We start from the raw sequence: 313 nt of genomic DNA, 5'->3' as shown, positions 1-313 counted from the left end.
ATCCCCCGACCGATACATCCGGCTGCCCGCCGGGCCGAACGGGTCGGCCACAAAACGCCCCGCCGTCAGCCCGGGGCGATCCCAATAGCCACGCGCCACACCCGCGCCCCCGACATACATCTCGCCGGAGACACCGGCCGGCACCGGCCGCAAGTCTTCATCGAGCACATACACCCGAAGGTCGGGAATGCCGACCCCGATAACGCTCCCCGCACCGGATGTCGCGATACGGGAATCCAGCGCCGCATAACTCACATGCACCGTGGTCTCGGTGATTCCATACATGTTCACCAGCACGGGCCCGGTATCCCCG

1 protein-coding gene is annotated in these 313 nt (G+C 66.8%); it reads right to left on the bottom strand.

Annotation, left to right across the window (positions count from 1 at the left end):
- A partial coding sequence (locus tag NP777_RS47395) for an AMP-binding protein (protein WP_256656402.1) occupies nucleotides 1-313 on the bottom strand: 313 nt, incomplete at both ends.

The organism is Streptomyces rugosispiralis (assembly GCF_024505145.1).
In the GTDB taxonomy this organism is placed as follows: domain Bacteria; phylum Actinomycetota; class Actinomycetes; order Streptomycetales; family Streptomycetaceae; genus Streptomyces; species Streptomyces rugosispiralis.
Note: the sequence above shows the minus strand (reverse complement) of the source record. Positions and strands in the feature narration are given on the sequence as shown.